Here is a 21,974-nt window from a genome sequence, read left to right as displayed (position 1 = left end):
CCGTTCAGCACCTGCTTGCCGGCGCGGCGGAAGGCGATGGCCTCCTCTTCCGGCAGGATGAAGCCGTAGCCCTCCTTGGAGGCGAGCACGCGCTTGGTCCCGGCCTTGTGCGGGAAGACGTCGATGAGGCCGACCTTGTCGTCGAGGTCGATCATCAGGCGCAAGGGCTCGCCGTGGCCGCGGGCGCCGGGGAGCTTGTCGCAGCCCAGGGTGAAGAAGCGGCCGTCGCTGGCGAAGATCAGCAGCTTGTCGGTGGTCTCGGCGGGGACCAGGAACTGGAGCTTGTCGCCTTCCTTGAACTTCAGCTCGGAGGGGTCTTCCACGCGGCCCTTGGCGGCGCGGATCCAGCCGCGTTCGGAGAGGATGATGGTGATCGGCTCGCGCACGATCATCGCCTCCATGGCGGCCTCGGCGTCGACGACCGGGGCGTCGGCGAAGGTGGAGCGGCGGACGTTGAGCTTGGCGAGCTGGGCCTTGGTGTCCTTGAGCCCCTGCCCCACCAGCTTCCACTGCTGTTTGTCGGAGGCGAGCATGGCGGTGATGCCGTCGCGCTCCTCGGAGAGCTCGGCGTGCTCGCGGCGGATCTCCATCTCCTCCAGCCGCGCGAGCTGGCGCAGGCGGGTGTTGAGGATGGCGTCGGCCTGGAGCTCGGAGAGCGCGAAGGTGTCGATCAGCTTCTGCTTGGGCTCGTCCTCGTAGCGGACGATGCGGATCACCTCGTCGAGGTTGAGGTAGGCGATCATCAGCCCGTCGAGGATGTGCAGGCGGGCTTCGATCTTGGCGAGGCGATGGCGGGCTCTACGGACCAGCACCTCGCGGCGGTGGGCGAGGAACGCGCTGAGCGCCTGCTTCAGGTTCATGACCCCGGGCGTGCCGCGGGCGTCGAGGACGTTGAGGTTGACGGAAAAGCGGGTCTCGAGGTCGGAGAGCTTGAAGAGGCTCTCCATCAGGACTTCGGGCTCGACGTTGCGGCTCTTGGGCTCGAGCACCAGGCGGACGTCCTCGGCGGACTCGTCGCGCACGTCGCCCAGCAGCGGGGCCTTCTTATTGTCGATCAGCTCGGCGAGCTGCTCGATCAGGTCGGCCTTCTTCACCTGGTAGGGGATCTCGGTGACGACGATCTGGTAGGTCCCGCGGCCGGTGTCCTCCTTGTCCCAGCGGGCGCGCACGCGGACGCCGCCGCGGCCGGTGGAATAGGTCTCCAGCAGCGAGGCGCGCGGCTCGACGATGACGCCGCCGGTGGGGAAGTCCGGGCCCTGGACGTGGGTCATCAGGGCGTCGACCGACGCGTCGGGATCGTCCAGCAGCTTGAGGCAGGCGTCGATCAGCTCGCCGGCGTTGTGCGGCGGTATGGACGTCGCCATGCCAACGGCGATGCCGGTGGAGCCGTTGGCGAGCAGGTTGGGGAAGCCGGCCGGCAGGACGACGGGCTCTTCGTCGGAGCCGTCGTAGGTGGGCTTGAAGTCGACCGCGTCCTCGTCGATGCCGTCGACCAGCAGCATCGCGGCGACGGTCAGCTTGGCCTCGGTGTAGCGCATGGCCGCGGCGTTATCGCCGTCGATGTTGCCGAAGTTGCCCTGGCCGTCGACCTGCGGGTAGCGCTGGGCGAACTGCTGGGCCATGCGGACCAGGGTGTCGTAGATCGACTGGTCGCCGTGCGGGTGGTAGCCGCCCATCACCTCGCCCACCACCTTGGCGCATTTGCGCGCGGCGGCGTCGGGGTTCAGGCGCATCTCGCGCATGGCGTAGAGCACGCGGCGCTGCACGGGCTTGAGGCCATCGCGCACGTCGGGCAGCGCGCGGTCGGTGATGACCGAGAGCGCGTAGGCGAGGTAGCGGCGCGAGAGCGCTTCGGACAGCGGCTCGTCGATGATGCGGTCGGGTTCGGCAGGCGGGCCGGGCGGGACGTCTAGAGGCATTCCCCTTCTCTAGCGCGGCCGGGGATTCGCGTCGCGGCGCAGAGCGTCGCGATCCACAGGTCCCCGACCGCGGTTGAGGCTTACGCGAACGCGGCCATCGCGCGGCGGCGGCGGAACGTGGCGCCGACGCCGCCGAAACCCAGGATCATCATCGCCCAGGTGGCGGGCTCGGGGACGGCGCCCGGCTCCGGGCTGACGACCAGCGCGGTCGGGACGAAGCGGCCGTTGGTGAACAGGCCGCGGGTCTCGTCGTTGGGATCCGGGGCGCCGAAGTCGAAACGACCGAACCAGGCGAAGCCCGGAGTGGCGCTGGGGTCCAAGTTGGAGAGCGTGTGGTAGTCGGGGCCGGGCAGGACGTCGCCGAGGGTGGGCGCAAACGTGCCCATGGTGGAGGCGCCCAGGCTGAAGCCGCCCAGCAGGCTCGAGGCCGAGTGGAAGAACCCTTCGAACGCCCCGTCGTCGTACTGGCTCTGCTCGCCCCCGACGCCGCCGACGTCGATCGTCGTCCCGCCGATGGCAAGCTTGGCCTTCACGGCCTCGGGGCCGCGGACGTAGCTGAAGACGTCGCCCACCGAGAGGTCGTCCGCCAGCGCGTCGTCGCGGGCGAAGACGGCGGTGAAGGCGAGGCCGTCGAGCGGGCCGCCGCCGAACAGGCCGATCTGGTCGACGCCGGTGTCGACGTAGCCGGTGTAGGTGTACGTGACCACGGCGGCGGCCGCGGGTTGGGCGGAGGCGAGCGTGATCGCGATGGCTGGCAGGGCCAGCCACGTGAGGCAGGTCTTCATGTTCGTAGGGTCCTGTTGAGGCGCCCCGGAGGGCGGCCGTGATGGGGTTGCTTGCGCGCCGGGCTTAGCTACGAGCGTGGCCGTAACGCCGCAATCGGTGCTCCTGCAGGCCGGGTCTGCAGAATTGCCGCTGGACCGTCCGTCGCCTCAGAACGGCAGTGGCTGGACGTCGGGCTCTACCCACGTCCGGCGGGCCTGGGGCGAGAAGAGGACGGGCTTGGTCCAGTAGCGCAGCAGCCAGTCCGAGCGACCGCAAGGACCGCTCAGGAGCCCAGTCAGCGCCTCGGACAGCGGCGCGGCCGGGCGGTCGGCGAGGTGCGCGCGGGCGGCGCGGAGCGAGGCCCGGGTGATGGTCTCGTGGTAGCCCTCGGTGTCGGTGTTGGGGACACCGGTGGCCTCGTTGTAGGCGCGGATCAGGGCCGGCATCTCGCGGAAGGCGTCGCGGTCTGGGCGGCTAAGCATCCACACGGCCGCGGCGAAGTGGGCGGCGTGGGTCCACTCCGGCTTCGGCAGGGTGCGGTCGATGACGCCGCGGGCGATGCGGTCGATGTCGGCGTCTGAGAAAGAGGGTGGCATGTCGAACTCCTTGGGAAAGGGGCTCGGCGGGGCCCGGACATGAAAAACCCCGCCGAAGCGGGGCTTGCAGGTTTGCCTAGGAACCGACCGTCAGGCCGAGGCGCACGCAAGCTCCGCCCGGGAGGGGCGTTGCTGGGTGTTGGCTTGGCTGGCTTTGCGGGCGGTCATAGCGGCGCGGCTTCTAGGGCTTTCCCGGGCGCGAGACAAGCCAGCTTGACGCTTACGGCGCGCGCCAGGGCCGCCGCCAGAGGCTCGACAGCCTGATCCGCCGACGCGGCCATTTCGCCCGTCACGTACCTGACAGCTGCTTCGATCTGCATGGCTTCCTCTACAGCCGCCCCGCCTCTCTCAACCGTTCGAGCAGCCAGACGCGGGCGGGCGGCAGGGGGCGGTTCAGGGGGCCGAAGATGTTCGCCTCGAGGAAGTGGCCGGTGAGGTCGAGGCCGGCGCCGATGTCGCCGGGCATGAGGCGCGACTGGGCCGAGAGCAGGAAGCCCGGGAGAACCAGGAGGCGGTCCTTGTATTCCTCGCCGGCGTCGCGGCTGACGGCGCGACCCGTGCGGGGGCTGACGTAGATCAGGTCGTCGGTGGCGCCGGTGGCGGCGCACTTGGAGAGGTCGAGGCCGAAGCCCAGGTCCTGCAGCAGGCCCGCCTCGAAGCGGACGAACACGGCCGGCCAGATCTCGGGGTGCAGGAAGGCGGCGCTCAGCGCCTCGAAGGCCAGGAAGGCGCCGGGGTGGGGCTCGCGTTCCGGCAGCGCGCCGGCGGCGACGGCGGCGGCCGCGGCGACGCCCGCCAGCGCCAGGGGGTCGTCGAAGAGCGCGGCCGGCCCCTCCCCCTGGGGCTCGAGGGTCGCCGAGCCCAATTGTTCGGTGACGCGGGCCCGGTAGCGGACGAGGCCGCGCGCGCCGGCCTGCAGGAAGGGCCGCATCCGCTTGGACGCCCCGCCGGCCACGTGGGCGGCGTAGCGGCCGTGGCTGGCGGTGAGCAGCTCCACGATCGCCCCACTCTCGCCGAAGGCGCGGGCCGAGAGCACGAAGGCGTCGTCGGTGAACTCCATCGGCGCAAGCTGTGGGTCCCGGCCGCGGAAATCCAGCCCCGCAACGCTGCTGACAGGAATCAGCTCCCGCGGTCGCATACTTCGACGTCCGGCCGCGCCTGGAAAACGGGAACTGGCCGTCAGAGCGAGGAGCCTTTGACCATGTACGTCTGTGGCCTGGTGATCCCCGTGCCGGAGGATCGGATGGACGCCTATCGCCGGTGGGCGGAAAACGGCGCGCAGTTCTTCCAGGAGTACGGGTGCCTCGAAATCGTCGAGTGCTGGGAGGACTTCGTCCCCGACGGCAAGCAGACCGACTTCCGCAAGGCCGTGGCGGCGCAGGCCGGAGAGAAGATCGTGTTCACCTGGCAGGTCTGGCCTGACCGCGCGTTCTTCCAGGCGGCCGAGGCGAAGATGCACGACGACCCGCGCATGGATGCGGCGGGCGCCCCGCCGTTCGATGCGAAGCGGCTGATCCTGGGCTGCTTCTCGCCGTTGGTGACGCTGGGCCGGGACTAAGCGGCTATTCCGGGGGTTCGCGGCGGCGTTCGCGGTACCAGGCGAGCTGCTCGCTTGTGGCCAGCAGCTTGCCGTCACGGCTCCAGTAGCTGGAACGCTCGTCAGAGGCGCCGCCGCCGCCGACCCGGCCTTCGCACTCGATCAGGAGGTAGTCGTCGCCCATCGCGGCGATCTCCTCGCTGGAGGCGTGCAAGTAGACCGTCAGCGAGAGCGTCGTGGTGCTGACCGTCGGGCCCAACGCGTAGAAGGCGCGCGGCGCGGAGTTGTCGGTGACCATGCCAAGGAGCGCCTTGTCCCACGGCCCGCGGCGCGAGCGCACCCAGGCCAGGGATCGCGAGTCGGTCGAGGGCCGCGGCGGGAAACCCTCGGCGGTGCGCCGCTCGAAGGCCTGGGCGCCGAAGTGCTGCGAGGCGCCGGGCATCATCATGTCCGGGCTGGGCAGGCTCTCCGGATCGGGCGCGGCCGGCATGCTGGCGAAGGCGAAGGCCGGCGTGCTCGGCCGCCGCGCCATGGTGACGATGGCGTGGACGCCCACCTGGTCGGAGCCGGCGGGATGGATCTCCACCTCCCAGACGCCGATCGACCCGCCCTGGCGCAGCCGGCGCGTACGGATGTCGAGCTCGCCGGCCGGCAGGGCCGCGGCGTAGGTCAGGGTGAGCGACAGGGGCTCGCCCAGCGCTTCGGGCTCGGCCTCCATCACCCGGATGGCGAGGCCGATCGCATAGCCGCCCCACAGGCCGCCGCCGGGGTTGCGCCACTCGGGGCCGGCGGTCGTGGTCCAGCGGCCGGGGGCCGTGGGCGTCAGCGTCATCGCATGCGTGTCGGTCAGACTCATACCGCCTCTACTAACCCAGGCGACGCTGGGTCACGAAATAGCGGAAGGAGATCGCCCGCGGAAACACGCGGACGGGAACCGCGCCAGTCCACGCCTATCCGCGTGAGTCCGCGGGTATCAGGATCGCCTGCGGCGCGCTCAGGCGGGCGGAGTTGCCGCGGCGCGTTCGATCATGGGGCGCCAGGAGGGTTCGACGGCGAGGCCGAAGACGTCTCGGAGCGCGCGTTCGACGCCGTCGGCGTCGAGGATTTCCTTGGTGGGCGCGCCGCCGACGGGGCGGGTCGTGAAGCGGTTGAAGAGGAGGCCGTAGCGGGCCTCAGGCGTCGTGCGGCCGGCCAGCAGGTTGGCGCGGAAGTGCGACGTGGGATGGGTGGAGGTGAACCAGTTGGCCATCTCGTAGTCGCGCGGCACGCACGGGACCATCGAGACGTCGTAGGCGGGGACCCAGCCGGGCTCGCGCAGCACCTCCTGGGTGTAGCCGCCAGGGATCGGGACCAGGCGGTAGACGTCGTGGTCGGTGGGCTGTTCCAGGTGGGGCTCGAGCCGGAGCGGCGCGGTCAGGACGCAGCCGCCGAAGCCCACGTCGACCAGCCAGTCCTGGCCCTCGGCGGCGACCTTCAGCACGTGGTGGGTGCGCGGCTGGGCGGGCGCGTCGGGCGCCATGTTCCAGCGGACGCGGGCGGCCAGGCCGACGACCTCAAAGCCCAGCGCGGTCAGCACGCGGGTGAAGAGGCTGTTGTGCTCGAAGCAGTAGCCCCCTCGCCGCCCACGGATCAGCTTGGCGTCGACGGCGGCCGGCGAGATGTCGACGCCGCGGTCCAGCAGGCAGTCGATCGCCTCGAACGGGATCGCCGCCGGGTGGAGGGCGTGAAGGGCGCGGAGTGTCGGGAGGCTGGCGTCGCGCGGGCCAGAGTAGCCGATGCGGGCGAAGTAGGCGTCGAGGTCGATCATGGCTTCATCTAAGCGGAGCGCGCCTGTGCGCAAAATGAGCGCTCGTCCTTAGCGCCGCCGAAGCACCCAGTTCAGGCCGGCGGCGATGTGCTTCAGGACGAGCGGGTCGGAGAAGCTCTCCGGCGTGTGGCCCATCGCGGTGTAGAAGACGCGGCCGCCCTCGAACGTCCGGACCCAGGAGATCGGGTTGGGGTTGACGTCGGGCTCCCCGATCGAGGCGGGGTCGAGGGCGACGAGCAGTCGCGACGTCGGGTCGTAGTCGTCGAAGTAATACCACTCGTCCACGCGGTCGAACCGCGTCGGGAGGCCGCCGAGGGCGGGATGGCGGGTGTCCGCCACCGTCAGCGATCCCTTGGGCGTCCCGGGCGGATGGCGGGCAAAGCGGGCGCCCATCAGGCGGCCGTACCAGTCCCAACCGTAGTGGGAATCCGTGGCCGCATGGATGCCGACGACGCCACCGCCGCCGCGGACGAAGGCCTGCAAGGCGGCCCGACGCTCGCCGGCCAGCCACTCGGACTCGGGCTTCTGGCGCTGGGTCGTGGCGTTCAGGAACACGATCGCCCGGTAGCCCTTCAGGGTTTCGGCGTTGAACACGTTCGGATCGTCGCTCGCCTCGACGCGGATCTTCTCGCGGGCGCCCAGCGCCTTCAGCGCCGGCACGCCGGCGTCGATGGAGGCGTGCCGGTAGCCAGTGGCGAGGTGGAACACGAGGACCTTGGGCGCATCCGCGGCGCGGGCCTGCAGCGCGACGGCCATGGGCGCGGCAAGCGCGATCAGAGCTCCCAGTAGGCGGAGTATCTTCATGCGAGTGCTCCTGACGGGTCGGCGGCGCCCACTGGGCTCGCGCCTGGGTTTCCTCCGAGTCGATCCGAGGACCAACGGCTGGGAGTCGTCCCGGACCGCGCGCAAAGCTTGGCCGCAAGCACGCGGGCGTGATCGGGCCGGGCCGCCAAAGTCATTGACGTTGCAGGAGAACGCCGCGGAAAGTCGGGTCATCCGCGCGTGGGGGAGCGCAAGGTCGCGACCCGGCGGACGAGGGGCGCACCCGTGGCGTTGTACCAGACCTCAGCGGCGGGTCCGCTGCCCACCTTTACGGGCGTGTATGTCTTCGGCGACAGTCTCGTCGATCCAGGCAACGCGCTGAAGGCGATCAAATTCCTGGACGACCTGCCCTTCACCTCGACGCCCGACCGGGCGCCGACGGCGGACAAGGGCTATTTCCAGGGGCGGTTCAGCGACGGCTATAACTTCGCCGACCTGATCTCCAACAAGCTGATCCTGAAGGCCCAGAAGACGACGTTCCCGTACGGGTTCGAGGATCCGATCCTGGGGATCCCGATCACCATCGGCGGCAAGCCGGACGGCAACAACCTGAGCTGGGCGTACGGCGGCGCGCAGGCGATCCGCGGCAGCGAGCTGGTGCCCGATCTCGACGAGCAGACGGACGCCTATCGCAACTATCCTTCGGCCGACCCGAACGCGCTCTACATCGTCACCGTCGGCGGCAACGACGTGCGCGAGATGGTCCCGAAGAGCGACGCGCCGGTAACGGGCCTGGCGGCGACCAGCAAGCTCACCGCCATCGCCGCCGAGATCGCCGACGAGGTGGCCCAGCTCTACCAGTTCGGCGCGCGCCACGTGCTGGTCATGGGCATCCCGGACGTGGGGCTGATCCCCTACTACGCGGGTATCACCGACGAGGCGGCGCGCCGCGCGCTGGCGAGCGAGTACTCCACGCGGCTGGACGGGCTGATGCGCACGGCGCTGGAGGGGATGACCCTGCCGCCGGGCGCCGTGCTGCACGGCTACAGCCTGCTCGACTACGCCGACGTGCTGGCGGCGAACCCGGCGGCGTACGGCCTCACGAACCTGACCCAGGCGCGCACGATCGTGCAGCAGGGGGCGCTGGCGGCGTTGGGCAGCGGCTTCCTGTTCTTCGACGACGTGCATCCGTCTGCCCAGGCGCACGCGCTGGCGGCGGCCGACATCCTGGAGTCGCTGGGCGGCGCGCCCGAAGCGCCGGTCCCGGTGCAGACCGGCCCGCGGGTGTTCCAGGCGGTGGAGGCGCTGGGCGGGTCGGACAGCTTCACGGCCAAGCTGGTCGCGGGGCAGACCTATACGATCGACGCGCTTGGGATCAGCAGCGGGTCCGGCACGCTGGCCGACCCGCGGATCACGGTGCTGGCGCCAGGCGGCGCGGTGGTCGGGCAGGACGACGACGGCGGGCTGGGGCTGAACGCGCGGCTGCAGTTCACCGCGCCCCAGACCGGGACCTACACCGTGCAGGTGTCGGGCGTCGGCGTGACGACCGGCGGCTATGTGCTGCAGGGGCCGGACCTGCGGGGGACGAACGTGCGGGTCGAGGGTTCGGCCGGGAACGACGCTCTCGGGGCGGCGGCCGGCTCCAACGTGCTGCGCGGCAACGAGGGCGCGGACACGATCACGGGCGGAACCGGCTTCGACGACATCAACGGCGCCGCCGGCGCCGACAGCGCGCGCGGCGGGGCCGGCGACGACTGGGCGGTGGGCGGCCTGGACAACGACAAGCTCTACGGCGACGCCGGGAACGACCTGGTGCTGGGCAACCAGGGCGCCGACCTCTGCGACGGCGGAACCGGGAACGACATCGTGCGTGGCGGCCAGGGCAACGACCTGGTGCGCGGTGGCGACGGGGCCGACTGGCTGGCCGGGGACACGGGCAGCGACACCGTGACCGGCGGCCTGGGTGCGGACATCTTCCACACCTTCGGCGAGGCGGGACTGGACCGGGTGACCGACTTCAGCCTGGCGCAGGGCGACCGGGTGAACGTGGCGCCGGGGAGCTCGTGGTCGGTGGCGCAGGTGGGCGCGGACACGGTGATCAGTGTGGTCGGCGGGGCGCAGATGGTGCTGGTGGGCGTGACCGCCTCGACGCTGACGCCGGGCTGGATCTTCTCCTAGGCGTCGAAGTCGAGGCCGACATCGCCGTAGAAGGCGCGCTTGTCGGCCCACTTCTCGTCGACCTGGACGTGCAGGAACAGGTGCACGGGGCGGTCGAGCAGCTGGGTCAGCTCCTCGCGCGACTTCTGGCCGATCCACTTCAGCGTCTGGCCGCCCTTGCCGAGGATGATGGGCCGCTGGCTCTCGCGTTCGACGTAGATGGTCTGCTCGATGCGGACCCCGCCGTCCTTGCGCTCCTGGAACGCGGTGGTCTCGACGGCGGCCGAGTACGGCAGCTCCTCGTGGACCCGCAGGTACAGCTTCTCGCGGGTGATCTCGGCGGCGAGCAGGCGGGCCGGCAGGTCGGCGGTCTGGTCCTCGGGATAGAACCAGGGATTCTCGGGCATCAGGGCGGCGAGCCGGGCCTTGAGGTCGTCGACGCCTGAGCCGGTGGTCGCCGAGATCATGAAGACCTCGTCGTAGACCCCTGTTTCGAAAAGCTTCTGCGAGATGCCGAGCAGCTCGTCGCGCTTCACCGCATCGACCTTGTTGAGCGCCAGGATGGCCTTGCGGCCCGCGGCCTTCAGGCCCGCGACGATACTCTCGACGTCGGCCTGGGCCCGGCGGTCGGCGGGCTTGTCGCCCAGTTCGGCGGGGGCGTCGACCAGGTGGACGACGGCGTCGGCGTCCTCGGCCCCGCCCCAGGCGGCGCGGACCATCGCGCGGTCCAGCTTGCGGCGCGGCTGGAAGATGCCGGGGGTGTCGACCAGCACGATCTGGGTGTCGCCGGCCAGCGCGACGCCGCGCACCGGGAAGCGCGTGGTCTGCACCTTTTGCGTCACGATCGAGACCTTGGCCCCGACGAGACGGTTGGTCAGCGTGGACTTGCCCGCGTTGGGGGCGCCGATGATGGCGGCGAAGCCTGCCCGAGTGGCCTTTGAGTCTTGCGTCATAGCTCTCGGCTTGCCTCGGATTCCACGCCTTCGCGCTTCAATAGCATGGTCTGGGCGGCGGACTTCTCGGCCGCCTGGCGCGAGCCGCCCTCGCCGCGCTCGGGCTCGAAGCCGCGGACCTTCACCTCGACGGTGAAGTTGGGGGCATGGGCGGGCCCGCTGCGCTCGACCACCTCGTAGGCCGGCAGCGGCAGGCCCAGGCCCTGCGCCCACTCCTGGAGCTGGGTCTTGGGGTCCTTGGCGCGCGGGGCGTCCACGTGGGCGAACTCGTCGGCCCAGAACTTCTCGAAGAAGGCCTTGGCCGTCTCCAGCCCGCCGTCGATGTAGAGGGCCGCGATCAGCGCCTCGCAGGCGTCGCCCAGGACCGCGTCGGACCTGCGCGCGCCAATCTTCGTGGCGCTGGCCGAAAGGCGAAGCGCGGGCGGCAGGCCGGCGCGTTCGGCGGCGCGGGCGCAGGCGTGGTAGTTCACCAGGCTGGCGAGGCGGCGCGACATCTCCCCTTCCCGGGCGTCGGGATCCAGGGCCATCAGCCGCTCGGCGGCGCAGAGGTTCAGGACGCGGTCGCCCAGGAACTCCAGCCGCTCGTTGTGGCGCACCTCGCGCGCCCCGTCGCCCACGCTCGCGTGGGTCAGCGCCCGCTCGAGGAGCTCACGGTCGACGAAGGTGTGGCCGATGCGGCGCTCGAGCTCGTCGACCGCCCGCTCACGGGCGTTCATGGGCAGGCGTTCATTTCAGGACTTTGAAGAACCGGCTGGGCCGCGCGTCGAGGACCCAGGTCCACGGCTTGAAGATCGAGGCCTCGGGCTTCCAGGACAACAGGATGATCTCGGCCTTGCCGACCAGATTCTCGGCGGGGACCATGCCCACGCCCTGGGCCGCCGGCGGCACGCGGCTGTCGGAGGAGTTGTCGCGGTTGTCGCCCATCATGAAGTAGTGGCCGTCGGGCACCACGAAGACGTCGGTGTTGTCGAGCTCGCTGTCGACGCCCATGTCCTGGGTGACGAAGGTGCGGCCGCTCTCCAGGCGCTCCTGGTAGCGGGCGACCTCGCGGATCATGCCGTAGCCGACGTCGGTCCTGACCGGCGCCAGCGGCTCGCGGACCACCAGCTTGTCGTTGATGTAGAGCAGGCCGGCGCGCATCTGCACCCGGTCGCCCGGCAGGCCGATGACGCGCTTGATGTAGTCGGTGTGGCCGTCGCTGGGCAGCTTGAAGACCACGACGTCGCCGCGGTTGGGCTGCTGCCCAAGGATGCGGCCCTCGAAGAGCGGCGGGCTGAACGGGATCGAGTGCTTGGAGTAGCCGTAGCTGTACTTGGAGACGATGACGTAGTCGCCTTCGTACAGGTTGGGCTCCATCGAGGCCGACGGGATCGTGAACGGCTGGAAGAAGATGACGCGCAAGACCAGCGCAATCAGCAGCGCGTAGACGATGGTCTTGACGATCTCGACCATCTCATGGACGGCGCCGGACTTTTCAGGCGTCTGCACGCTCTGCACGTTATCGCTCATAAGTCGTCCCTAGGGGCTTCGGCGTCCCGAAGCGGGTGCCTGGGTAGCTGCTCCCTAGCCCATGAGCAAGTTCGGCGCCCATGAACAATGCGACATGGGGCGATGGGTCGCCGAGATTGGTATGGCCGGTCGGGACAAACTGGCCCGGTGACAGCAGGGTCTTGCGCCCTACATAGGCGCATGGTCCGCGACTCCCTGCCCCCGCTGCATCTTCTGCTCGCGCTTGCGGTGGTGGCTGTGTGGGGGACCAATTTCGTGGTCATCAAGTGGGGGCTGGCCGATTTCCCGCCGCTCACGTTCGCGGCGCTGCGGTTCACCTTCGCGGTCCTGCCGGCGGTGTTCTTCCTGAGGCGGCCGGCCGTGCCGTGGTGGAACCTGGCGGCCTATGGGGTGCTGATCGGCGTCGGCCAGTTCGGCCTGCTCTACATCGCCATGACGCAGTGGATCTCGCCGGGGCTGGCGAGCCTGGTCGTGCAGACGCAAGCCTTCTTCACCATCGGCTTCGCGATGCTGATCGCCGGCGAGCGTGTGAAGGGCTTCCAGGTCGTGGCCCTGCTGCTGGCGGCGTCGGGGCTGGCCTGGCTGATGGTGCACACCAACGCCGAGGTGACGCCGCTGGGGCTGGGGCTGATCCTCGTGGCCGCGCTCGCGTGGGCCGGCGGCAATACGGTGGCGCGCGCCGCGGGCTCGGTGAGCATGCTGAGCTACGTGGTCTGGGCCAGCATCTTCTCGGCCCCGCCGCTGTTCGCGCTCGCCCTGATGTTCGAGGGCTGGCCGGCGTTCTCGCAATCGATCGTCCACGCCGACGCCGGCGCCTGGGCCGCGGTGCTCTGGCAGTCGGTGGGCAACACGATCTTCGGCTACACGGCCTGGGCTTGGCTGCTCGCGCGGCACCCGGCGGCGACGATAGCGCCCTTGTCGCTGCTGGTGCCGGTGTTCGGCATGGGCGCCTCGGCGGTGCTGCTCGCCGAGCCGCTCTCCAGCTGGAAGCTGACGGCGGCGGTGCTGGTGCTGGGCGGCCTCGCCCTCAACACCCTGTGGCCGATCCTGCGCCGGCCGGCGGTCACCGCCGCCTGAGGCCCGCATCACCCGTTGCCGCAGCCGGTGCTGACTGCCAACGCCCGCGCTCCCAGATAGACTTCCGACTCACGGGAGCTGGGAGGACGGGCATGCCCGCGCGGGAAACGGTGGAGGCCTTCGTGGCGCAGGTCCTGCGTGGCGAACACCTCGAAGCGATCCGCGACTGGTACGCCGACGACGCCTCCATGCAGGAGAACCAGGAGGCGCCGCGCGTGGGCCGCGAGGTGCTGATGGCCGGCGAGGCGCAGATGCTGGCGCGGGCCGCCTCCGTGAAGACCGAGCTGCTTTCGCCGGTGGTCGTAGACGGCGACCGGGTGGCGATCCACTGGCGGTTCACCTTCACCTCAAAGAAGGGGCACGTGAACGCGTTCGAGGAGATCGCCTGGCAGGAGTGGCGCGGCGACAAGGTCTGGCGTGAGGTGTTCTTCTACGACCCCGCGCAGACCCTGCGGCAGGGCTAGTAGTAGGGGTCGTAGTCCTCCCAGTAGTAGTCCTGGTAGTCGACTTCCTCCTCCGGGTACCAGTAGCAGTAGAACTCGTACCCATCGTCGAAGCAGTAGCCGTAGTACCAGGGATCGTACTGGGCGAGCTGGAAGCTGCCGGACCACGAGGCGCGGATTACGCCGAAGTCCTGGTAGGCCATTTTGGTCTTGGTCTTGACCCGCTTCATGGGCAGGTCGCCGGCGGACATGTTCTTGACCTTGCCGCCCTTCACCTCGGCGACCACATCGCGGCCCTTGAGCTTCTCGATGTTGTGCTTGCCGTCCTGCTTCAGCTTGGCGCCGAGTTTCTGCTTGCCGCTGGCGTTGACGTGCTTGTGCTTGGCCTTCTTCTCGCCGCCGCCCTGCTCAGCCTTGTCCTTGCCGCCGCCGGCCTGGCCCTTCTGCTCGGTCTTGTCCTTGCCGCCACCCTTGTCCGGGGGCTGGGCGTAGGAAGCGCTCGCCAAGGCGAGACCGACGCTTGCGAGCAGGGAGATATAGAGCCTGGACATGCGGCCCTCCTGAGTTGTTGCAGCGCTGAAAAGCGCTGGACGCCTCAGGGTTCCGCAGCCTCAGGGTCTGCGCGGGTAACGCTTTGCGGCGTCCTCCCACTTGAACGGCAGGGTGTCGGGGGTGATCGCGACCTCGGTGGTGAACTTGAAGGGGAACGGGCCGCCGGAATCGAAGGTCATCTCGACGAAGTAGGCGGTGAAACCGGACGCGGGCTTGGGCGCGTCGGCCACATAGGTCCCGTCGGGCCGGGGCTGGAGCACGGCGGAGGTGTAGGCCGGGCCGATCACGTCCAGGCGAAAGTCACGGGCCTTGGGATTGTTGGCCTGCCACAGGCGGACCTCGCGCGGCTTCGTCCGGGGCCGGACGATGAAGGCGCCGTCGGCGCGCATCTCCCAGGCGTAGACGGGTCGCAGTCGGCCTTGGGCGACCGCGTCGTGGAAGGCGATCAGGCTCTCGACCGCATCCGAGCCGGCGAGGTCGTGTCTGGCGTTCGGCACGTAGCGGATGTGCTTTTCACCAGCCAAGTCGCGGTAATAGAACCGGGAATTGTCAGGCAGGAAGAACTGGTCGCCGGAGGCGTTGATCAGGAACTTCGGCATCTGCATGCGCGGCCGCTGGCGGTAGTTGTAGGGGTCTTCGATCGCCAGCACGGCGCGGTACTCGGGCGTGCCGATCTTGTGCGGGAAGAGGCCGTGCTCGACGTAGTCGTCCAGGGCCGATGAAAAGAAGCCCAGCGCCTCGAAGTGGTGGCGGGTGATCTTCTCGCTGTTGAGGGCGTCGATCACCAGGGGGACGACGGCCGTGACGCGGGCGTCGGTGGCGGCGACCAGCCAGGCCGTCCAGCCGCGTTTCGACCCGCCCGAGACCACGAAGCGGTCCACCTTGGTCTTGCCGCCGGCGTCGCTGGCGAGGAACGCCTGCACCGCGTCGAGGGCGGCCGTGCCGCTCTTCACCATGGCCAGGCGGACGAGCCAGGTGTCGTCCTTGGTCGAGAAGTGCTTCACGCGCGTGTAGGCGATGATGTCGTCCTCGACTCGCGGCCGGTCGGGGCTGTCGGTGAAGCGGAGCGGCTGGTTCGGGACCATGCCGAGCTCGGCCACGACCGTGCCGGTGGAGGTCGCGATGCGCAGCGTGCGGTCCGAGGCCTTGGCCGGCGCCGGGTCGCTGCTTGCGCCCCCGCCGATAACGAGCAGACCGGTCGAGCTTCTCAGCCGGTGCGGTTTGACGATGGTGAGCCAGTGCTTCCAGACGGGCCGGTCGACCTCGGCGGCGCTGCGCCACGTCTGGGAGGTGAGTTCCAGGACGTAGGTGTCAGCGGTCTCGCCCGGGATCGTCTTCTCCAGCCGCCAGGCGTAGGCCGGGTCCTTGCGCGCCACATAGGCGTCGACGGCCGTGGGCTGGGCCATCGCCGGCGCGACGAGGACAAGCATCGCCGCGGCGAGCGCCCGAAACAGCCTGGGCATCCTCAAGCCTCCGCCCCGGCCTTGATGGCGGCCAGGCCGGCGCGCATCCAGGCGGCGTAGGGGCCGTTCAGGAACGCGAGCTTCAGGAGGAAGCCGCCGAGGCCGACGCCCAGGACACCTGGGAAGACGTCGGGCTTCAATCCGAACGAATAGGTCCAGGTGAGCCGCGTCTTGTCGCCCTCGGCCACGTAGTGGAAGTCGCCCACGCCGTAGCGCAGCGGCTTGGCGGCCGGCGTGGTGTAGCCCCAGACCACGTAGCGGAAGCGCCAGGAGGTGTCGGCGCGGGTGTTCTCCAACACCTGCTCGACCACGGTAGTGTCGTCGGTGAGGAACACCAGGTGGCGGCCGCCCACCGGGCCGAAGCCGTCCGGGGTGAGCGCCAGGGTGTCGGCAACACCAGGCAGGCCGGCGGCGGGCGGATGGCGGCGGGCGAGCGGCAGGGCGTCGACAGCCGCCACCACCTGGGCGAACGGCCGGTCGATGAGCACGGTCTCGACGTGGGAGACCAGCTTCTCCGGCCCGGCGACCGGCGGGTGCGGCGTCTCGATGAAGCCGGGCGGCAGACGGTGGGCGGTGGCGGTGGCGGACATGTCCCCTCGCCCGCCGCTACTTGATCTTGATGGTCGCCGTGCCCTGCGGGCCGGTCACGTCGAAGCTGTCGCCCGACTTCTTGTCCTTGGGATACTCCACGCACTGCTCGTTCGGGTCGAAGTTGGACTTGGTGCAGAGCTTCTCGCCGTCGATCCGCCACTCGCCGGTGACCTGGCCGTCCATGGCGGTGAACTTGCCGTCGGGCGTGTACTTCACGTCGATATCCATGCCCTGGACGCTGAGGACGATGCCCTTGGCGGTCACCTCTTCCAGAGTGGTCGCGGCGGCGGGCGCGGCGAGCGCCAAGGCCGCGGCGGCGGCGATCAGTGTGCGCATCGTTTCCTCCCCGGATCCTGCGGAGGAGAGCCTACACCAGAAGCGGAAGATGCGAGAAAGCCTGTCCCGGTGAGCCCCGGCCGGGACAGGCTCCCGCAAGCCCGGCCGTCAGGCCAGAGCGAAGGCGCGGCGGCGGATCATCGCGCCCGCTGCGCCGAAGCCCAGGATCATCATCGCCCAGGTGGCGGGCTCGGGGATGGCCGCCAGGGTGACGTCGTCCAGGATGTTGCCCTGGAAGTTCGCCGGCCCGAGCTCGCGGAACACCAACTGGCCGCCCGTGGTGGTGAAGGTGAAGTCGTAGAGGGTCAGCGCATCGCCCGAGTTCAGGGTGATCTCGGTGGAGAAGTCGCCCAGGGTGATCCGGGTGGTGCGGGCCGGTGCGCCCCGCGCATTTCCGCCCAGCTCGAAGGTCAGGTTGTAGGTGCCGGCCGCGAAGTTCGCGAACGAGGTGATCTCGCCGGCGGGGTCGGCGCCCGCTCCGCCCGAGCCGTCCATGTCGATGTACGAGCCGTTGCCCGGGTAGAAGTCGAACGCACCCCCGGCCCCGATCAGGTCTACGAAGCCCGCACTGACGAAGAAGGTGGCGTCGCCGTCCCAGTTGAGGTCGTCGGCGACTTCGCCGTCGAAGGTGTCGCTGAGGACGACGGTGGCCGAGGCCGCCGGGGCCATGGCGAGGCCCACGGCGCAAGCCGCCGCAGCGATGAACAGGTTTCTCATGGCAGCCTCCAAGCGTGACACACGTGGACGCAAGACGACCGTGCGCAGCGCATCGGGAGGCCCCCGCGCCAGCAACACCTACGCACCCCCGCCCGTCCACGGGTCACCGGACCTGGCCCTAAAGTAAAGCTTGGACCGAGCCCCAGCGCATCGACCAGCACCCCGAGGGGCGCTTGAACATCCGCCCAGCGGTATACGCGTCAGGTTGTCGCAGGACAACGGGATTTCTATGAATAATTGCAGTCCACTCAATCTTGAGTAGGCCAACACGCTCGCAAAGAACAAGCTCTACTATTCGGGCAAAGCCTCGATGATGACGAAAGCTTGAGCGTAAGGATGATCGTCGGTGAGACTGAGGTGGATCACCGCCTTCATGCCCGGCGGCGTCATCTCCTGCAGGCGCGCCAGGGCGCCGCCGGTGAGTTGCATGGTGGGCTGACCGGTACGCAGGTTCACCACCCCCATGTCGCGCCAGAAGACGCCGCGGCGCATGCCGGTGCCCAGCGCCTTGGCGCAGGCCTCCTTGGCGGCGAAGCGCTTGGCGTAGCTGGCGGCGGCGTCGGCCTTGCGGTCGGAGCGGGTGCGCTCGAGCTCGGTGAACACCCGCTGTTTGAAGCGGTCGCCGAAGCGGTCGAGGCTCTCCTGGATGCGGCGGATGTCGGAGAGGTCCGAGCCGAGGCCGATGATCATGCGGCTTTGTGGGCGCGAGCTTCATCCATCAGCGCCCGCATGCGCTGGATGGCCGGACCCAGGCCGATGAAGATCGCCTCGCCGATCAGGAAGTGGCCGATGTTGAGCTCGATCACCTCGGGGATGGCGGCGATGGGCTTGACGGTCTCGTAGTCGATGCCGTGGCCGGCATGGACTTCGAGGCCCAGCTCCTGGGCCCTGGCGGCTGCGGCCTTCAGGCCCGCCAGTAGCGCCTCGGCCTGGGGCCGGCGTTCGCGAACGGCCTCGCAGTAGGCGCCGGTGTGCAGCTCGACCACCTGCGCGCCCACCGCCTTGGCGGCGGCCACCTGCGCCTCGTCGGCGTCGATGAAGCACGACACGCGGATGCCTGCGGCGGCCAGCCGACGGACCACGGGGGCGATGGTGTTCTGGCCGCGGACGACGTCGAGGCCGCCTTCCGTGGTCACCTCCTCGCGCCGCTCGGGCACCAGGCAGGCGGCGTGCGGGCGGTGGGCCAGCGCGATGGCCTCCATCTCGGGTGTCACGGCGCACTCGAAGTTCAGCGGGCGGCCGCGGCGGCGGCAGATGACCGCCAGCGCGTCGATGTCGGCGTCCGAGATGTGGCGGCGGTCCTCCCGCAGGTGGGCGGTGATGCCGTCGGCGCCGGCGGCCAGGGCCATCTCGGCGGCGCGCATCGGATCGGGATAGCCCTCGCCGCGCGCGTTCCGCACGGTCGCCACGTGGTCGATGTTGACCCCCAGCCTCAGCCTGCTCATGCGCGCAGCCTCTTCGACCCCGGCTCCTCGGCCGGCAGCGCCGCCAGCTCGGGCGGGATCTCGTCGGCGGCGTAGGACGGGACGTCCACCGTCGCCAGGGCCACCAGCGGCCAGCCCACGTCGGCCTTCCCGCCCGAGCGGTCGACGATGCAGGCGCAGCACAGCACCTCGCCGCCCGCCGCCTCCACCGGCTCAACGGCCTCGCGGAACGAGCCGCCGGTGGTGATCACGTCCTCTACGACCACGACCTTGGCGCCGGGCGCGATCTTGAAGGCGCGGCGCAGCTTGAACTTGCCGTCCTCGCGCTCGACGTAGATCGAGGGCACGCCCAGGGCGCGGGCCACCTCGTAGCCAGGGATGATGGCGCCGACAGCCGGGGCCACGATGACGTCGGGCTTGCCGAACTGGGCCACGATCTTGTCGGCCAGGGCCCGGCAGAGCCGCTCGGTGCGGTCGGCGTACTGGAAGACCAGGTTCTTCTGCAGGAACATCGGCGAGTGGCGACCCGAGGCCAGGATGAAATGGCCTTCGCGCAAGGCGCCGGCGCCGCGGAACTCTTCGAGGACGTCTTCGGTGTTCATGAGAGCCGAGATAGCGCCGATGTCGCAGTCCCGGAAGGGCCGCTTTCAGCCTTTGGTCCGTTCCACTTCCTCCACGCTCGGGTTGGCCCGGAGCGCGGCGGAGATGTGAGTGAGGTGGCGGGCGTCGTTGACGTCGACGTCGATGTCCACGTCGAAGAAGTCGCTCTGGCGGTGGTGCATGCGCAGGTTGACGATGTTGCCGCCGGCCTCGCCGATGACGGTGCAGACCTGGCCGAGCACGCCGGGGGCGTTGCGGATGGTGGCCGTCAGGCGCGCGCGGGCGGTGGCGTTCCGCTCGGCTTCCGGCGTCCACTGCAGGTCGCGCCAGAGCTCCTCGCGGTCCTCGTACTCGGCGAGCTTGTCGCAGGCGATGGTGTGGACCGTGAGGCCGCGGCCGTCGCTCTCGAGGATGCCCACGATGCGGTCGCCCGGCACCGGCGTGCAGCATTGGCCGAAATGGATGGTGACGCCAGGGGTGAGGCCGCCGCCGCGGACGTAGAGCTTGGCGGTCTTGCCCTCGGTGATGTGGCGGCGCGCGGTGGCCGCCTCGCGCTCGGCGGCTTTCAGGCCCGGGAAGACGATCTCCAGCACCTGGGCGGGCGTGGCGCGGCCGCGGCCCACGGCGTCGAACAGCTCGTCCTCGTTGGCTACGGCGAAGCGCTCGAAGGCGGGCCGCAGCGAGACTTCCTTGCGCGACTTGCCGGCGGCGTCGAAGGCCTGGTCGACGGTGGCGCGGCCGAGGCGGATGAACTCCTCGCGCTCGGTCTGGCGGATGTGGCGGCGGATGGCCGAGCGGGCGCGGCCGGTCACGGTGAGCGAGCGCCAGTCCGGCGGCACCACCGGCTTGCCGCCGCGGATCACCTCGACCACGTCGCCGTTGGTGAGCGTGGTGCGCAGCGGCTTCAGCTCGCCGTTGATCTTGGCGCCGATGGTGGTGTCGCCGATGTCGGTGTGGACGGCGTAGGCGAAGTCGAGCGGCATGGCCCCGCGCGGCAGGCTGACCAGCTGGCCCTTGGGCGTGAACACGAACACCTGGTCGAGGTACATCTCGAGCTTGGCGTGCTCGACCAGTTCCTCGGCGTCGCCGCCGTGCTCGAGCACCTGGACGAGGTGGCGCAGGTTGACCAGCGGGTCGCGGCCGCCGGCGGCCTTCTGGGCCTCGGGGTCGAAGCCGTAAGACTTGTTCTTGTAGCGCCAGTGCGCAGCCACGCCCTCTTCGGCGACGAGGTCCATGGCCTCGGTGCGGATCTGCATCTCGATCCGCATGCCCCTGTAGCCGACCACCGTGGTGTGCAGGGACCGGTAGTTGTTGCGCTTGGGCGTCGAGATGAAATCCTTGAACCGCTCGGGAACGCTGGGCCAGGCGCGGTGGATGACGCCGAGGGCGCGGTAGCAGTCCTCCTCGGTGTCGACGATCACCCGGAAGGCGTAGATGTCGGACAGCTGGGAGAAGCCGATCGACTTGCGCTGCAGCTTCCGCCAGATCGAGAACGCGTGCTTCTCGCGGCCGAAGACCCGCGACGGGATGCCGGCGGCCTCGAGGCGGCTGGCCATTTCCTGGCTGACGGCCGAGACCGCCCCGCCCTGCTCGGCGCGCAGTTGTTCGAGGCGACGCAGGATGGCGTTGCGTCCCACCGGGTTCAGGTGGGCGAAGGCCAGCTCCTCCAGCTCCTCGCAGATGCGGTGCACGCCGATCGAGCGGGCGAGCGGAGCGTAGATGTCCAGCGTCTCGCGGGCGATCCGCTCGCGCTTGGCGGCCTGCTTGATGAAGTGGAGCGTCCGCATGTTGTGCAGGCGGTCGGCCAGCTTCACGAGGAGGACGCGGACATCCTTGGAGATGGCGAGGATGAACTTCCGCAGGTTCTCGGCCTGGCGCAGGTGCTCCTGGGAGAGTTCCAGCTTGGAGAGCTTGGTGACGCCCTCGACCAGCTCGGCGATCTCAGCGCCGAACAGGTCCTCCACCTTCTCGCGGGTGGCGTCGGTGTCCTCGATCACGTCGTGCAGCAGCGCCGTGACGATAGTCTCGGTGTCGAGGCGGTAGTCGGTGAGGATGCCCGCCACCTCGATGGGGTGGGCGAAATAGGGGTCGCCGGAGGCCCGCTTCTGCGAGCCGTGCTGGCGCATGGCGTAGACATAGGCGCGGTTCAGCAGCGCCTCGTCGGCCGTGGGGTCGTAGGAGCGGACCTTCTCGATCAGCTCGAACTGGCGAAGCAGCTTCGGCCGCGACGGACCCGTCGCAACCGGAGCTTTCATCGGAACGTCTTGAAGCGGGGCGGCGGGTGGGGTCGCCGCCTCGGTCGTGAGGGGTTCTGCGCCTTCGGGGCTCAGTACCGCTCCTCCTGGCCGCCGTCACGGTCGCTCTGCAGGGCGCGGACCAGTTCCAGCTCGCTCATCTGCATGTGGGTCGGATCGGCCAGCAGGGCGAGGGTTTCGGCCTCTTCCTCGGCTTCCGAACGTTCGTCGACGCGCTGCAGGGAGGCGATGACGCTCTCGCGCAGCTCCTCACCGTCCACCACGTCGTCGGCGATCTCGCGCAGGGCCACGACCGGGTTCTTGTCGTTGTCGCGGTCGACCATCAGCGCAGCGCCGGCCGAGATGGCGCGGGCGCGATGGGCCGACAGCAGAACCAGCGAAAAGCGGTTCGGGACCTTCTCGATGCAGTCTTCGACGGTGACGCGAGCCATGAAATCTCTCAAGGGCGGGGAGGTAGAACCGCGCAAGATAGAGGTTCGGCCGTTTTTGTGCAACGCCGCATAGGTCGCAG

The 21,974-nt window shown here is 69.8% G+C and carries 24 protein-coding genes; 4 read left to right on the top strand and 20 right to left on the bottom strand.

The genetic code is table 11. The features are described 5' to 3' along the window. The 4 genes from parC to recO form a co-directional block, all read right to left on the bottom strand. Positions 1-1,919: DNA topoisomerase IV subunit A (gene parC, locus VGD44_RS21395; protein WP_331090408.1), on the bottom strand; the 1,919-nt coding region annotated here is incomplete at its 3' end. Positions 1,920-1,999: 80 nt separating this feature from the next. Next, complete coding sequence (locus VGD44_RS21390) at positions 2,000-2,704, bottom strand: PEPxxWA-CTERM sorting domain-containing protein (RefSeq protein WP_331090407.1); 705 nt, start codon at positions 2,702-2,704, stop codon at positions 2,000-2,002. Between the two features lie 147 nt (positions 2,705-2,851). Next, positions 2,852-3,280, bottom strand: coding sequence for a hypothetical protein (locus VGD44_RS21385; RefSeq protein WP_331090406.1), 429 nt, complete (start codon positions 3,278-3,280; stop codon positions 2,852-2,854). A 328-nt stretch (positions 3,281-3,608) separates the two neighbouring features. After that, a complete protein-coding gene (gene recO / locus VGD44_RS21380; RefSeq protein ID WP_331090405.1) occupies positions 3,609-4,340 on the bottom strand; it encodes a DNA repair protein RecO in 732 nt (243 codons plus the stop codon). Positions 4,341-4,481: 141 nt separating this feature from the next. Here recO and VGD44_RS21375 point away from each other — a divergent pair, with 141 nt between their 5' ends. Further along, on the top strand, positions 4,482-4,838 hold the full coding sequence (locus VGD44_RS21375) for a DUF1428 domain-containing protein (protein WP_331090404.1): 357 nt from the start codon (positions 4,482-4,484) through the stop codon (positions 4,836-4,838). Positions 4,839-4,842: 4 nt separating this feature from the next. On the opposite strand, the gene VGD44_RS21370 is transcribed toward VGD44_RS21375, so the two are convergent. The 3 genes from VGD44_RS21370 to VGD44_RS21360 form a co-directional block, all read right to left on the bottom strand. Beyond that, positions 4,843-5,673 carry a thioesterase family protein gene (locus VGD44_RS21370; RefSeq protein WP_331090403.1) on the bottom strand — a complete coding sequence of 277 codons (831 nt, stop codon included), beginning with the start codon at positions 5,671-5,673 and terminating at the stop codon, positions 4,843-4,845. A 138-nt stretch (positions 5,674-5,811) separates the two neighbouring features. Continuing rightward, positions 5,812-6,624 carry an arylamine N-acetyltransferase gene (locus VGD44_RS21365; RefSeq protein WP_331090402.1) on the bottom strand — a complete coding sequence of 271 codons (813 nt, stop codon included), beginning with the start codon at positions 6,622-6,624 and terminating at the stop codon, positions 5,812-5,814. Positions 6,625-6,672: 48 nt separating this feature from the next. Continuing rightward, the gene (locus tag VGD44_RS21360; protein WP_331090401.1) at positions 6,673-7,428 is read right to left on the bottom strand and encodes a ThuA domain-containing protein; all 756 of its coding nucleotides are present in this window, start codon (positions 7,426-7,428) and stop codon (positions 6,673-6,675) included. Positions 7,429-7,671: 243 nt separating this feature from the next. Between VGD44_RS21360 and VGD44_RS21355 the strand changes: the two genes are divergently transcribed. Next, positions 7,672-9,564 carry an SGNH/GDSL hydrolase family protein gene (locus tag VGD44_RS21355; RefSeq protein ID WP_331090400.1) on the top strand — a complete coding sequence of 631 codons (1,893 nt, stop codon included), beginning with the start codon at positions 7,672-7,674 and terminating at the stop codon, positions 9,562-9,564. On the opposite strand, the gene era is transcribed toward VGD44_RS21355, so the two are convergent. Genes era through lepB form a run of 3 tightly spaced genes read right to left on the bottom strand, consistent with a single transcriptional unit; the run spans position 9,561 to position 12,005 of the window. Next, on the bottom strand, positions 9,561-10,496 hold the full coding sequence (gene era / locus VGD44_RS21350) for a GTPase Era (protein WP_331090399.1): 936 nt from the start codon (positions 10,494-10,496) through the stop codon (positions 9,561-9,563). The genes VGD44_RS21355 and era overlap by 4 nt on opposite strands. Then, positions 10,493-11,212, bottom strand: coding sequence for a ribonuclease III (gene rnc, locus VGD44_RS21345; RefSeq protein ID WP_331090398.1), 720 nt, complete (start codon positions 11,210-11,212; stop codon positions 10,493-10,495). Before rnc ends, era begins: the two co-directional genes overlap by 4 nt. Positions 11,213-11,222: 10 nt before the next feature. Beyond that, a complete protein-coding gene (gene lepB / locus VGD44_RS21340) occupies positions 11,223-12,005 on the bottom strand; it encodes a signal peptidase I (protein ID WP_331090397.1) in 783 nt (260 codons plus the stop codon). Positions 12,006-12,185: 180 nt separating this feature from the next. Here lepB and VGD44_RS21335 point away from each other — a divergent pair, with 180 nt between their 5' ends. Then, entirely contained in the window at positions 12,186-13,082 is an 897-nt protein-coding gene (locus tag VGD44_RS21335; protein ID WP_331090396.1) for an EamA family transporter, read from the top strand. Positions 13,083-13,174: 92 nt separating this feature from the next. Next, complete coding sequence (locus VGD44_RS21330) at positions 13,175-13,546, top strand: nuclear transport factor 2 family protein (RefSeq protein WP_331090395.1); 372 nt, start codon at positions 13,175-13,177, stop codon at positions 13,544-13,546. On the opposite strand, the gene VGD44_RS21325 is transcribed toward VGD44_RS21330, so the two are convergent. From VGD44_RS21325 to rpoZ, 10 genes are all read right to left on the bottom strand, one after another. Beyond that, complete coding sequence (locus VGD44_RS21325) at positions 13,543-14,076, bottom strand: hypothetical protein (protein ID WP_331090394.1); 534 nt, start codon at positions 14,074-14,076, stop codon at positions 13,543-13,545. The two genes, VGD44_RS21330 and VGD44_RS21325, sit on opposite strands and share 4 nt — an antisense overlap. Positions 14,077-14,136: 60 nt before the next feature. Continuing rightward, complete coding sequence (locus VGD44_RS21320) at positions 14,137-15,540, bottom strand: PhoPQ-activated pathogenicity-related family protein (RefSeq protein ID WP_331090393.1); 1,404 nt, start codon at positions 15,538-15,540, stop codon at positions 14,137-14,139. A gap of 2 nt (positions 15,541-15,542) precedes the next feature. Next, positions 15,543-16,130 (bottom strand): SRPBCC family protein, encoded by a 588-nt coding sequence (locus VGD44_RS21315; RefSeq protein ID WP_331090392.1) that lies wholly within the window; start codon positions 16,128-16,130, stop codon positions 15,543-15,545. Between the two features lie 16 nt (positions 16,131-16,146). Beyond that, the gene (locus VGD44_RS21310; protein WP_331090391.1) at positions 16,147-16,467 is read right to left on the bottom strand and encodes a hypothetical protein; all 321 of its coding nucleotides are present in this window, start codon (positions 16,465-16,467) and stop codon (positions 16,147-16,149) included. A 108-nt stretch (positions 16,468-16,575) separates the two neighbouring features. Further along, positions 16,576-17,184: a PEPxxWA-CTERM sorting domain-containing protein gene (locus tag VGD44_RS21305; protein ID WP_331090390.1), complete on the bottom strand. Its 609-nt coding sequence runs from the start codon at positions 17,182-17,184 to the stop codon at positions 16,576-16,578. Positions 17,185-17,475: 291 nt separating this feature from the next. Next, complete coding sequence (gene acpS / locus VGD44_RS21300) at positions 17,476-17,874, bottom strand: holo-ACP synthase (RefSeq protein WP_331090389.1); 399 nt, start codon at positions 17,872-17,874, stop codon at positions 17,476-17,478. Continuing rightward, the gene (locus VGD44_RS21295) at positions 17,871-18,629 is read right to left on the bottom strand and encodes a pyridoxine 5'-phosphate synthase (protein ID WP_331090388.1); all 759 of its coding nucleotides are present in this window, start codon (positions 18,627-18,629) and stop codon (positions 17,871-17,873) included. Before VGD44_RS21295 ends, acpS begins: the two co-directional genes overlap by 4 nt. Continuing rightward, positions 18,626-19,210: an orotate phosphoribosyltransferase gene (pyrE, locus tag VGD44_RS21290; protein WP_331090387.1), complete on the bottom strand. Its 585-nt coding sequence runs from the start codon at positions 19,208-19,210 to the stop codon at positions 18,626-18,628. Before pyrE ends, VGD44_RS21295 begins: the two co-directional genes overlap by 4 nt. A 45-nt stretch (positions 19,211-19,255) precedes the next feature. Continuing rightward, a complete protein-coding gene (locus tag VGD44_RS21285; protein WP_331090386.1) occupies positions 19,256-21,463 on the bottom strand; it encodes a bifunctional (p)ppGpp synthetase/guanosine-3',5'-bis(diphosphate) 3'-pyrophosphohydrolase in 2,208 nt (735 codons plus the stop codon). A 71-nt stretch (positions 21,464-21,534) separates the two neighbouring features. After that, positions 21,535-21,894, bottom strand: a complete 360-nt coding sequence (gene rpoZ, locus VGD44_RS21280; protein ID WP_331090385.1) for a DNA-directed RNA polymerase subunit omega — start codon at positions 21,892-21,894, stop codon at positions 21,535-21,537. Positions 21,895-21,974 lie beyond the last annotated feature (80 nt).

Origin of the sequence: Phenylobacterium sp. (assembly GCF_036402295.1) — a bacterium.
Classification (GTDB): domain Bacteria; phylum Pseudomonadota; class Alphaproteobacteria; order Caulobacterales; family Caulobacteraceae; genus Phenylobacterium.
The sequence above is the reverse complement of the archived record's forward strand: the minus strand, read 5'-3'. Positions and strand labels throughout refer to the sequence as shown.